The 13421-nt window shown below is 45.4% G+C and carries 9 protein-coding genes; 1 reads left to right on the plus strand and 8 read right to left on the minus strand.

From position 1 onward, the window contains the following. Positions 1-151: 151 nt before the first annotated feature. From ACP45E_RS13995 to ACP45E_RS14030, 8 genes are all read right to left on the minus strand, one after another. The gene (locus ACP45E_RS13995) at positions 152-2281 is read right to left on the minus strand and encodes a TonB-dependent receptor (RefSeq protein ID WP_017036918.1); all 2130 of its coding nucleotides are present in this window, start codon (positions 2279-2281) and stop codon (positions 152-154) included. Between the two features lie 160 nt (positions 2282-2441). Then, the gene (locus ACP45E_RS14000) at positions 2442-3770 is read right to left on the minus strand and encodes a lysine N(6)-hydroxylase/L-ornithine N(5)-oxygenase family protein (protein ID WP_017036919.1); all 1329 of its coding nucleotides are present in this window, start codon (positions 3768-3770) and stop codon (positions 2442-2444) included. Positions 3771-3781: 11 nt separating this feature from the next. Then, positions 3782-5593, minus strand: a complete 1812-nt coding sequence (locus ACP45E_RS14005; RefSeq protein ID WP_017036920.1) for an IucA/IucC family protein — start codon at positions 5591-5593, stop codon at positions 3782-3784. After that, on the minus strand, positions 5593-6513 hold the full coding sequence (locus ACP45E_RS14010; protein ID WP_017036921.1) for a GNAT family N-acetyltransferase: 921 nt from the start codon (positions 6511-6513) through the stop codon (positions 5593-5595). The genes ACP45E_RS14005 and ACP45E_RS14010 overlap by 1 nt, the downstream gene beginning before the upstream one ends. After that, a complete protein-coding gene (locus ACP45E_RS14015; protein ID WP_017036922.1) occupies positions 6506-8299 on the minus strand; it encodes an IucA/IucC family protein in 1794 nt (597 codons plus the stop codon). The genes ACP45E_RS14010 and ACP45E_RS14015 overlap by 8 nt, the downstream gene beginning before the upstream one ends. Before the next feature lie 198 nt (positions 8300-8497). Next, positions 8498-10525, minus strand: a complete 2028-nt coding sequence (fhuB, locus tag ACP45E_RS14020) for a Fe(3+)-hydroxamate ABC transporter permease FhuB (RefSeq protein ID WP_017036923.1) — start codon at positions 10523-10525, stop codon at positions 8498-8500. Then, positions 10522-11463 (minus strand): ABC transporter substrate-binding protein, encoded by a 942-nt coding sequence (locus ACP45E_RS14025; RefSeq protein WP_017036924.1) that lies wholly within the window; start codon positions 11461-11463, stop codon positions 10522-10524. Before ACP45E_RS14025 ends, fhuB begins: the two co-directional genes overlap by 4 nt. 24 nt (positions 11464-11487) lie before the next feature. Then, complete coding sequence (locus ACP45E_RS14030; protein WP_017033976.1) at positions 11488-12255, minus strand: ABC transporter ATP-binding protein; 768 nt, start codon at positions 12253-12255, stop codon at positions 11488-11490. 130 nt (positions 12256-12385) lie between these two features. Here ACP45E_RS14030 and ACP45E_RS14035 point away from each other — a divergent pair. Then, on the plus strand, positions 12386-13421 hold a 1036-nt coding region (locus ACP45E_RS14035; protein ID WP_069585141.1), incomplete at its 3' end, for an MFS transporter.

Consider the following 13421-nt stretch of genomic DNA (forward strand, 5'->3'; position numbering starts at 1 on the left):
ATTTAACCGCGAAAGATCAACACGTCCTAAATTAACTCAAGGTTTAAGCCATCGCGTAGTATCACAAACCCAGTAGATACCGAGTTCATGGCGATGGCTTATCCCGTTCTTAGAGTCGCGTTAACGGATCACTTTTATACCTAACGTATCGTTAATATTTCACTTGATAGTTCAGCGTATAAGTACGGCCACGACCTTGATATTGGTACATATCAGGACCACCGCTATACCACTGTGTTGCTCGTTGACTCCACGTTGTCAGATAGTCTTCGTTGAACAAATTTTTAACCCCGAAACCAATCGTGCCGACAGGCAGTTGGTACGTACCTATCATGTCAACAACGGTGTAACCCTCCAGCTTTAGAGCGTTCGCATCTTCATAATCAAAGGCGGTTAAACTTTGTAGCTTCACGCTGTAGTCAGCTTCATACCAACCAATCCAAGTGCTGGCTTTTGATGTACTGGCTTCTCTCGCATCGTAGTCTTCCCAGCCGTTGTCGCCTTTTTCTTCAGAAACGACATAGTGTCCAGACGCACCTAGTTGAAGGTTAGTCATCACCCAATATGAGATTTGCGCTTCTGCACCGTAGACTCGAATAGGGTTTGAAATACCTTTAATCGATTGGTCATCCGCGTATTCCACTGAACCATCAGAGTATGAATGGTACGCGGCCGTTTGAAATGAAAGTTTGTCGAAATCATAACGGTAACCTAGCTCGTAGCTGTCGGTTTTAATGCCTTCTAGTTTAGTGTCATTAACATTAACAGTGGCATCTTTACCGTAATATTTCGCAGGGTTCGCCAGATCAAAACCTTGAGAGAAATTAGCCCACACCTGAGAGTTTTCCGTTAGATGGTAAACAGTCCCGACATTGAATAATCCCTCTGAGTAATCTGTTTCTCCACCCGGAACAAAATCTGAATTCGAACTTTTTTGGAAATCCGATACTTCCGTATTCATGTACTGATAACGATAGCCGCCTTGCAGTGTCCAATTATCCGTTAGCGCATACTCAGCCTGTAAAAAGCCCGCAAACGCTTGAGTATCAATACCAGGATAACGCCCTGCCATAGACTCTATCTGGTTAATCAGCCCTCCCGACCCTTCTGTAACCGATTGGTTATAAAGCGCGTTATCACTGTCAAAGCTGTCCACAAAGCCATCAATACCATAGGTAAGGCTGAGGGCATCAAAAGATTTATTCAACGCGGCTTTTAACGAGATAATATCGGTATTTTGACTTGATGAACTGGTTGCTAACGTGGTTCTACCTGCCGATGTGTATGGCATGAATGTATGCTCTTCCGAACGATAGGACAGCTCCGCAATCAGTTGATGGCTCAGGAAATCACTGTGATTATATGCAGCACTTAGCATTACGCGCTCAGTACCTTGCTGACGATCGGCGGCGTAACCGTCTCTAACATCGACGAATTGATATTTTCCATCCGCGTCTTTTTCGAAATACAAACCGTATGGGGTGTCTTGCTGGCTATCGTAATACTGTGCCAACAACTGCAAGTTTTGATTATCAGCGAGATTAACTTGTAGATTACCCATCAAATCAATCGTTTCGTTAAATTGAGTTGAACCTTGAGTGATGTCAGGAGTGACCATGTCACCGTTTGCATCGTAGTACCCTTGAGTACTGGTATAAGCCACAGACGCACGCCCTTGAACTTTCTCATTTCCGCCCGCAATTGACTGCGCGAGTTTATAATCAAAATCTTCACTTCCGTTAAAACCAGAGGTACCACCAACGTACGTTTCGAACTCTATCTCGCCACCCAGTGCTTTTTTGGTCACGATGTTAATGACACCACCACTCGCACCTGCGCCATAAATTGAACTCGCACCCGACAGCACTTCGATACGCTCGATATTAAATGGGTCAATGGAATCGAGTTGTCGACTAATAGAGCGCACTGATTGTAATGACACACCATCAATCATCACCATGATGCTGCGACCACGTAGGTTTTGACCTGCATGAGTACGACCACCGCTGCTCACATCCAAAGATGGAACCGTTGCGGCTAGAATTTCATCCAGGCTTTTACCACCACGGTATTCTTGTTCAATTTGCTCGGCATCAACGTACCAAACGGTACCTGGGATCTCACTGATCGCTTTCGGCGTACGGCTTGAAACGACGACCATTTTTTCTTGGGTTGTTGTGTACTCTTCAGCTTGGACGACTGAAGGAACAAAAAAGCCAGTAGCTGACGCTATCGCAACTGAAATGACAGACAGTTGAAACGTTCCTTTGTTAACTTTCATTACTTTTCTCTTGTTATTTAATGTAACCACACGCACATGGTAATGATAATGATACTCATTAGCCACTTCATTACTACTTATTTATACATTATTTTTATATGACCTAGTGTAAAAACTTTATGCTGTGGGGTATTAGGTGTTAACCGTTAGGTATGAATGACTAAGCCTCAACAAGGTCTTTCACCCGCACCGCGGATAGCCAGTCAATGAGTCCTTTATCTGACTTAATATCGTAGACCTCTCGTCCAGCCAAACTGTTAATGATCTTGGCGCTGCGCCACGCCATCAAACTGAGTTGTGGTTCAGCAATACCGTGGCTGTGCATACCTGCATTAACCGCAAAAATTTTGTTCTCTGGACTTCCTTTCCACTTGAGCTCGAAGTTAGAAGTCAGTTGGTATCGTCCTTGTTCATCGAGATCCAACATGGGCATAATGTCTTTAAGACAAGCCGGATATGGCGCCTCAAACCCAGTTGCAAGAATCACGACATCCGCTTCATGACGTTCGACATGCTCACTTAACGCATTTCCCACACTTAGCGCGTACCCCGTTTCTAATGGATGCATTTCAGTCAACGTGCGATGCGGTAACAAACGAACCCATTTTTCTTCTTTGAGGACATCAAACCGATGGTAAAGCTCGCGATAAATATCCAATAAGGCCAACTGCGTGATGCCATCAGAGGTCAGCTTTTGAGTCGTCACTTCTGAATGTTTGACACTGGGATTAAGCCCGACGAAGGCTTCCACGTAATTTGGTGTAAAGAATTCGTTGGTAAAGGCCGCTTCATCCAGCGGTTGAAAGTTTGGGCGACGCGACACCCAATCCAGTGACGCCGCTTTTCCCCACTTGCCTCGCAGCACGTTTAAGAAGATATCAGCACCGGTTTGCCCGCCGCCAACAATCATGACGCGTTTACCGGTGAAGTCTCGAACTCTTAATCCAACTTCGGCCGCGTGAAAGACTTTATCGCTGATAAACTTCTTCGCGCACTCCGGCATCAATGGCACTTTACCTGTGCCAATGCATAGATTTTTTGCTTGGTAAGCACCGCTGCTAGTCTGAAGGTGGAAGAGCCCCTCTTTAAAATCAACATGCTCAATGTTGGTTGAGAACTGGACATTATTCATTTGATTGGCCGACCACGCCAAATAGTCTGAAAATTCATGGCGGCTGATACAATTTAATTCCGCCGACAAAAATCGATAGAATTTTTTAGTTTTCACTAAGTAAGAGAGGAAAGAATATTGGCTTTGAGGATCCACAGCCGTGACCAAATCTTTCAGATACATGGTTTGCATATTCGTGTCATCCAGCAACAAACCCGGATGCCAAGAAAAGGAGTCTCGACTTTCAAAAAACGTCGAGCGAATATTTTTGTGTGGTTCTAGCAGCGCCGCAACACTCAGATTAAACGGGCCGACACCAATACCGGCAATATCAAGACCAGTAATACCCAGTTTGACGTTGTGTTTATTATTATCCATTTTATGTATTCCTATTGATTTAAAGCCTTGTAGAGCGGGTTATCTAGCCTGTCATCCATATCCGGTAACATGCGAGACGCACTTGAATCGGTACTGTGTCTAAACTTTGCTAGATTGAGTCCAATTCGAAGAATTCTAGGTTTGAAAAGGTCGAGCCGTTCAAAACGCTCTTCCATCTCAGGATCACTTTGAATGCATTTCTGCATGTACTGTTGAATAGAGCGTCCAAGAAGCTCATAAAATGTCATTTCAGGCAGACCTGACCGAGCGACTAAAGGGGAGATAAAACGCAGTACAGTGACAAAATGTCCCGTTTGTAAGTCGTGAATGATCAACTCTTCCGGCAGCTTCACAGTCACGTCTTTAACGCACTGATCCAGTGAGTCTTGCTCAGGTAATACCCTATCGACGAGCCTCATGTCTCCTTGGAAGTCTTTCAATAAGATTCGTGTTGGAATCGAGTTTTCAAGCACCAACGTAACGTTTTGTCCATGCGCTATCAGTGACACTCCGTACTTACACAACAAGTGATAAAATGGAATAACGACCACATCAAATAAGCAGGTTAGCCACTCACTGTTGTCGAGGCCGGAACTGGCTATGTACTCCTCAATTATCGGTGCCCCTGATGCATCACACTCCATAAGAGCCGCCATCAAAATCGCGTGTTCGTTCTCCTTTAATTTGGAATGTGCCGATTCTCGCCAAATAACGCCCAATAACTCGTGGTACCGGTAAGGAGCATCGATCAATCCTTGATAATCACTTTGCCCAACGAACGCCGCAGCCGGCTCTTGCAATACTTCAGCCTGCTTTTCAATCAGTAACGGATCGGACTTAAATAGTGAATCAATCCAGTCTGATGCAATGGGGCCAGCCAATATGTAACGACCCGGGATACCTCGGTAGCATGAGGTGTTCATAATGGTCAGAGGCAGCTTAATGTCGTAGCTCATCGGCCTATCAACATTGCTTAGCGTTCGAATTGACAATTGTGGTAGAAAGCGATCCCCATGCTCTCCAATGTAAATCAGCGATTTTTCCGCGAGTTCACGTACAAACAACAACGACAATTTTTGATCCCACTGCCATGGATGAACGGGGACATAGGTGTATTCGCTGCAATCTACATTGAACGAAGACACGATTCGATCCATTGCCTGATAATCCACATGATCAATAGCGGTATATAGAAGCTGCTGCCAGTCGACGCGCTGGTTGGTGGCTTTTTGAATGATAGAATGGTGAACCGCAACCCAAGTCAGCTGAAATGTATTTTCTGATTCGGGAGCGTATCGATTTAAATCGCTACTTCCCCACCCTCGTCTTCCTTTATTAAAAGCAAATTTGGGATGCCCATCGAATAGGCTTTGCTGCTGTTCGCAAGGAAGATAAGCTAAATCTCTTGCGGTCATATTCGCCTTGCGTAACGCTAATTTACAATCACCCAACAGGGTCGCATTGAGGTCTTCAAAATGCTCAGCCAGAGCCTCATCGGATATGCCAATCAGTGTTTGGATATCTCTCATAAACGTTGTTGCCAGAACTGTTCCTTGATCTTGGTGTTGTTGTTTTTGGTGATCTGGAGCAAGCCTCACCACAGACTCGGGATCGATGTTGACTTGCCCCCAAATGTTCACTTTCCCTAAAAACTGATAAGTCACATCCTTGGTCAAGGCTAAGGAAAACACACCTTTATCTATATCTTCATCTTTATCGCCAACAAGATTAAACGCTTGTTCGTAGGCCAGTTCACTGATCAGCTTCGCCACCAAGTGTCGATTCATCGGTAACCAGTACCGCTGTAACGCTATTTGGTCCATTACCACTGCTCCTTAAAAAAAGCGTTTCGCTCTAGCATTAATAGGGCTGAACGTTTGTGTGGAAAATTGAATTCAAAACAGGTTTTATAGCCTACCTGCTCAATGCGCTTGAACAGTCTGATATTGTCTGACCTTGGCTCCAATACAATTCGACGGGTTCGAATATCATCTATAAACAGATAGTGACTGATGGCCTTCATCCAGCTCATGAAGTATTTGGGCCCTCGAAATTGTTGTTCCCCGACGAGTAAATGAATACCACGATCATAAGGTTCCACTGAGTAATAGGGGCTCAACCTGTCTTCACTGACCCAATACACCTCGACATAGCCAAAAGGTTGACCGTTAAACTCGCCAATCAAAGGAATAATGTGTGCATCCGCTAAGCGTTCTTGTGCAAACTGCCTAAGCTTGTCTTCGCTCCAGGCTTGCTCCCAAAAGTCGGCGACTCTCGGATCATTCATCCATTGAGTGAACAGAGGCATGTCTTTATCGATATCAAACACTCTGAATGAAACCGTCACATCGGCCTCATGGTCATATCGCTTATAGACCGTTCCCCTCGGCATAGGTGGCCTCAGCGGATGATGTCGAAATTGAGGATTACTCTGAACATCAATGGTTGGAAAGGATGATGACGGGGCATGCTGATGCCACGGGTTTTCTCTTTGATAGAACGCCTGACGATTTAGCCTATTTGTCTCAAACATCGGCAGACAGTGACGTAATGCATTGCGTAAGGTCGGCGAACCACATTGAATGTCGATCTCGTCAATGTCTTTGTGAATGGTAAAGAATTGGTCAAGCTCAATCATGACCGAATCCAAGGAAAACACCGCATTTAGGTCTTGTTCTGTCTGAGTTAAAGTCACAACCGGGATGTCGCCCATTTCATACAGGAACGTGGTGTAGTTAGGCATAATTCGCCTCCTTAACGGCAACGATAGGGTTGGATAAATCGAAGTAGATGACGGCAGGGTCCGGAATGGAGTTTTCGTTGAAATTTTGTAGATAACAATAAAAATTCCCTTTGCAGCAAAGCGAATCGCTGTCCAATACGTAGCTCAGACATCGGTCATCCTTAACACCTTGTGTTTTTAGATCGACTAAATGCTGACGTAAGATTGTAACCAAACTGGATTCATCTATATCAAGGCCTGCCGCAATAGAAGCGATAGCACTGAAGGTAGAATTAATGATGAGGTAGTAAGCAAAATAGCGACGCACTTTGTCTTGGTTCCAGTAGTTTTCTGTCTCCTGCTTGGCATGTTTGGCATTCGTTGAACAGCCAAGAGCGTCAGGAAATAACTCAAACGCTAAATCGGTGTACCCTGTCCCCTGACAATCTCGGTAGTACATGCCAATCGGCAGACCCTCTTCCAGCTGCATAACAATGTTTTGCTGATGAGCCAGGAATACGATTCCGTAGTTGGCTTGAAGGTTGAACAAAGGAACAACCGCATGCTTACAATACGCATCAAACCAGCGCTGTGCGGCCACTTTTGGCGTGAGGGTATGTGTCCGAGCGTAATGCTCAATTCGGCTCACCAGTAAGCTTTGCCCACCAAAAGGGTTTTGTTGAGTCAGTGTCGCGAGAACCACGGCTTCTTCTTCCGGTTTGCTCATCAACGGGTTGTCACGAAATGCCAGCAAACTCTCGTCAATAACTAAGCCGTTAGAATCCATCAACCCTAAAAAAGCGGGTTCTTGCATGAGCTGAAAGCCTCTTTTTCCACCCAGTAACGACTTCAATTCCGTGTCTTCGAATAATTGATTCAACCGCGTGCCACGAACCACTTCTTTCAGAGAGAGGTTTCTTACCGAATTGGTGAGTTTGACACTCAGCGAAAACTTGAGCATGTAAGGCAGTTTGGGGCTGTACAAAGAACGAGTAGACGACGTTGGATACCATTTTTCACCCACAGCGCCCAGATCTCTGATCTGGCCTTCTTTAAGGTAAGCCCTCACCTCTTTTCTTTGTTTAATGCTTTGCCACTGCCACGGATGAACGGGAAACAACATTTCATGATCGTCTGCTAGGCCAGCCACACTGATCTCCAAACTCTCATCCGCAGTCACCAACTCTTCGATACGTTGACGAACACTTTGGTCACCAGACGAGCCAGAAACTAAAAGAAATTCATCAACCGCCAACCAATGAAGTTGAAACTTCCCACCAAATTCGGGCGTGTAAACTTGCGCATCTTGAGGGCTAAATTGCTCACGACTTTTAGGAGCGGGATGGAAAGAATGACCTATTAATAAACCTTGCTCCGACTCTCGAAAGTTGAGCCGCTCTTCAAATAACTTTCGACCATACGGATTGTCCTTCACCGCTGCATATACATTGCGATAGCTCTCGTTAACTCGATCGACAAAAATCGATTTTTGCTGTGGCGTAATCATGCCAACGAGTGCCGGTTGTTCAACGACCAAGTCGACCACTTGATCGAACTCTATTGGGGCCACTTCAGTACCGTACAAAACCGCCGGGAATTGGTACTCATGCAACCCGATAGAAGAGACGACCCTCAGGGGAACCCGAATCTCATGTTCGTTTGAAAGAGGGATGCAATAATAGGCTTCACATTCTCCGTCGATAATAACAACACTTGAACACTCTCTGGCTAACGAGTTTAAAAAACAGGCGGCTGGTGCGTCATTGCCACGCATCGTTGTCTCGACCAAAGTCTGGCTATTCGTCATATCAATCTCACTGTTTCATATAAAACAAAGTGAGAATGCTAATGATTATCATTTAAATATACAATCGTTTATTTGATTATTTTTTGAAGCAACGCCTCATTCCTAGAGTTGTTGACAGGGAATCAAAAAAGCCAGCTGAATAATTCAATTCAACTGGCTTTATTATTTTAATTATCAATTATATAAATCGATTTAACGTTATTTTCGCATGAGGTATAAGAAGTACCCGCCACCAATCAATGAGGCTAATAGCCCCGCAGGAAACTGCCAGGGAAACCATAATGTTCTTCCTAGCCAATCTGCCAAAAGCATCAATATTCCGCCCAGTAGACTTGCCGTAATTAACTGGTTAGAGGCTTTATACTGATGTAAGGAACGGGCAAGATGTGGTGCTAAAAGCCCAATAAAACTGAGTGGACCAATCACAATAGTACACAGTGTCGTCATCATCGCGACTAGAAGCAGCAATAGCCCTCGAACTTTACGGCAATCGATACCGACGCTTGTCGCACTGATTTCACCCAACCCAATAAGGTCAAACCAACGGTGACAAATCAATGAAAAAGCACCAAGAATAACGACCCCCACCAACATCAAGTACACATCAGACATGGCCACAAGGTATGTTGACCCTGAAAGCCAAGTGATCAATGCGGTTACATTGTCTTGGCCCGATGACATCGCAATGCGAAGGAAAGCATCAAGGCCAGCACTAAGCGCGATACCGGTTAACAACATTTGAGTCGGTGCAAAATTTTGCTTTCTGCCCATCCACCAAATAATACCCGTGACGAGCAGTGCTCCCGCGGTGCCAAGTAGCATTTGCTCATGTCGCTCGACCGCAATACCTAACACGGCTCCTATCACTAACGCCAGCGCCGCTCCTGAGCTGATACCCAAAATCTCGGGGCTTGCCATAGGATTCGTCGACACTCGCTGAATAGCTGTGCCTGCAATAGCCAATCCCACCCCTGCAAACATGGCCACTAACGCCCTAGGAACACGTAACTCCAAAATGGAAAGACTGTGGGCGACGTTCCAGCCTTGAGAATCTTTGCCAATGAAAAGCACCCAGACAAAAGCCATAATCAATAAGGGAACAAGCACGCAGGCTATTTTGGCCAAGTGGCGAGTTTGGTAATGGGTATGCGATTCTTCCCTCGCCCTTAGATCAGATTGCATCACTTTACGATTCAATAACCACAGTAAAAAAGGCGCACCAATCAAGGCGGTCATTGCGCCCGTTGGCAGCAACTCACCTCCGACACCAGAAAACGGCTGAATAATCAGATCGGCCAGCAACAGCATTACTGACCCAAGTACGCCGCTGACTAAAATTTGCCAACGCAATGTCCTCACTCGTAACATTCGAGCGATTGCAGGGGCTACAATGCCGATAAACCCGATAAGCCCGACTTCACTGACTACCGATGCGGTCATAGAAATGGCCAAAACCAAGCACACGACCTTGATGGTTTTAACATTGACACCGATAGAAGACGCAACGCTGTCTCCTAATAGCAGAGAGGATAATGGACGCTCTAGAAGCAGTAAAAAGACAGAAGGGACGATGACCAATGGAAGTAACGTCGTCACACTCGACCACCCATTTTGGTTCAGTGTTCCCGCTCCCCACACAAAAACACGGGTAAGCTGCTGTTCATTGAGTAACAAAAGCATGGTATTGAGTGACCCAAAGAACAAACTAATCACCATGCCAGCTAACACCATATGGACAGGAGAGAACCCCCGCTTTGCCGATAAGATGAAGACAAGCGCCGTTGCCAAGCACCCACCTAGAAAAGCAGGGAAAAAGTGACTGTTCAATAGCATACCGACGGGCATCAACAAGCCTGTCGTGGCGATATTGGCTGGAATCAGCAAGATCCCCAAAATCATTCCTAGCTCGGCCCCTGAAGCAACACCTAATGTCGTCGGTGAAGCGATCGGGTTTCTTAAAACAAACTGCATGATGCAACCGGCCACGGCGAGTGAGAACCCGCACAAAATTGCAATAGCCAAACGAGGAAGATAGGTGAGATGAACAATAAGGTGCTGATAGTCTGTCACGTCATAGTGAAAAACGGTATTCAACAGTAACCCTAAGCCTTGTGAATATGGCACCGTCCAGTGAATCAAACATAAAATCAGCCCCATCACAGTAAAGACAGTGACCATAAAAAAGGGAAGATTAGTTCTTCTGTTTTCTAGCACTGCTGTGTTCATTGAGCTGACATCAGCTCTTTAGTGATGCTGTCACTGAATCGTTGTGCAGCTATTAGCCCACCAAACGTCCAAATAGCAGGCAACTCGTGAACCGAATCGGTGCGAGTGAATTTCATGGCTTGCCACAACGGTGACTGCCCTAGACGTTGACGTTCGTCTTCCTTAAGCGGACCAAAAATCAATACGTGGCTCTCTTGATGCTCTGCAAGTTTTTCAATCCCTGCAGTCGTAAAACCCCATAAGTTGGTTTGCTCTTGCCAAGCATTGCTAAGCCCCATACCTTCAATGGTCGACTGCGCTAACGAACCTTGGCTATGGACACGGACGGTTTTGTCGTTAATGAAGCGCACAAACAATAATGACGTTTGATCGGATTGATTAGCCTTGATTTTTTGTCCATTCTCTTCAAGTCTCTTTTCCGTTTGCGTAATCACGATCTGCGCTTGCGCTTGTCTGTCAAACAACACACCAAGCTGTGATGTTATGTGTTTGGCTGACTCAAGCGGTGTTTTACGGTCACTGTAGATACTGTAAACCAATGTCGGTGCTATTTTGCTTAGCTGTCGATAGGCCGGTGCCATATGCGTGCTAATTAAAATGACATCCGGCTTCAACTCGGTTAACAACTCTAAGTTGGGTTCACGTCGTGAACCAACATTGATAACAGAACCACTGAGTTCAGGCTGACTTACCCATGTCTGATAACCTCCTACATCCGCAACCCCTTGTGGCGTAAGCCCTAAACTCAGCACCGTTTCCGTCAAAGCCCAATCAAGTGCAACGATCTTTACTGGGGTTTTCTCAAAAGTTTCTTTACCTAATTCGTGTTTTATTTCCATTGCCTGCACAGAAGCAGCACAAATAAAGACAATCAGAGCGATGAGTTTTTTCACAAAAATATCCTTGTTATTCATAGTCAGTGGCGGGTTTTCTATCATCCTAAACATTCATTTCTGGCGTTTTTAAAGAACATAACTAATGGGTTGGCCAGTTTGAGGGTGATGAAACAGTGCTAGCTCCATCCCATAGATCTGCTGTAATACGTCAGGGGTCATTAACTCTTTAGGGGTTCCCTGCGCGATAACCTGACCAGAATGCAATGCAATAATCTCATCGCTAAACTTGGCCGCCATGTTGATATCGTGTAACACCATGATCACGGTTAGCCCAAGTGTTTGGTTTAAATCTCGAATCAATGCTAACAATTCATGTTGATGAGCCACATCCAATGCCGACGTCGGCTCATCAAGTAACAAGCACTGACTTTGCTGTGCTAACAGCATCGCCACCCAAGCTCTTTGCCTTTCACCACCGGATAGTGTTGCCACATAACGCCCGGAAAAAGCTTCTAAACCCACTTTTTTGATTGCATCATCCACCAACTGATAATCGGCTTTGCTATAGCGACCAAATACGCCCTTCCATGGGTAACGTCCGAAACAAACGAGTTCTCTTACCGTCACGCCATCGGTGATGGGTGGATGCTGAGGAAGGTACGCCACATTCAATGCAAACTGCTGGCTCGATAAAAGTTCGACACTTTCACCATTCAGCAGTACTTGACCGCGGGCAGGTTTGTTTTGGCGACTGAGTAGCTTGATCAGCGTCGATTTACCACATCCATTGTGCCCCAATAGGGTGGTGACTTTTCCCGATTGGAAATTCAAGGTTGTCGGCTGAAGAATTTTTTTTTCATCGATTTCAAACGACGTATTGAGTAATTGATACATGATGCTAAACAATCAATGGTAACGAGAATGCGCTGAATTTTACCACACAACAATACAAATGATAATGATTTTCATATCGATTAAAGATTGATAAGATAGCGAACGCCTCAATAAACGAACTCTCCATTCAATGATAAAACCTGTGGTAATAGAAAATAAAAACATACAGTTAACCTTTATTGGATTAATCGCATCTTTGATGGGAATTGGTCAGAATGGTCTGCTCGTCTCTTTGCCATTTCTTATTGAGCAATCCGCATTTTCTTTACCGGCTTGGTCTATCGTCATTGCCATCGGAAGTTTTCTGTTTCTCCCCGCCGCGCCTTTTTGGGGACGTTTTAGTGACAGAAATGGGCCAAAGATTGTGGTCGTTCAAGCTTTAGTTGGCATGAGCGTGAGCTTTTTTCTTCTGTGGTTGTTTACCGTCTTGAGTCGTCACCAGCCTTCGCTAGCGGTCTACTACTTAGTCGGGTTGATTGCCGCTCGCATTGTCTATGGTTGTACGGTCGCGGGGATGGTTCCTGCCAGTCAGCATTGGGCTATCATATTGTGTGGGTCAGAGAATCGATTAAAGGCCATCACTTCCGTGAGTATTGGGTTAAGTACTGGCCGATTAGCAGGGCCACTTCTGTCCATTCTTTTACTCAAAGTCAATGTGTACGCACCACTGTTGATTATGATTGTGTTTCCGTTGGTTGCTTTGATGTGCTCTCTTTTACTGCCTAAACCCAAGCCAGAATCGCAGGTATTCCCCACAAATCACCCGGTAATCGCGTCTAACGAGGCAATCTGTTCACGTTGGCAGCCCTTATTCTCCCTCTGGCCGTTTCTGCTTTCTGGCCTGTTGCTTTGCGCGGTCATTGCACTTCTACAATACAGTTTCTCACCACTCATCGGTTCCGTGACAAAATGGACTACCGACAAAATCAGTGACTCAATTGGTGTGTTGCTGACCATTAGCGCCGCTGTTACGTTACTGACTCAGGTATTGGTGATTAAGAAGAAAAAACTCGATCTAATGAAGATGTTCAAACTCGGGGCAGTGTGTCTCACCTTCGGTTTTATAGTGTTTTTAGGCAGCAGTATTTGGGCGTTCCCCATCGGTATGGCGATCAGTTCATTCGGCGCAGCGTTACTTGTGCCTGCCTATACGTCAATGGCAACTC

Origin of the sequence: Vibrio genomosp. F10 str. 9ZD137, from assembly GCF_049974785.1 — a bacterium.
Lineage (GTDB): Bacteria > Pseudomonadota > Gammaproteobacteria > Enterobacterales > Vibrionaceae > Vibrio.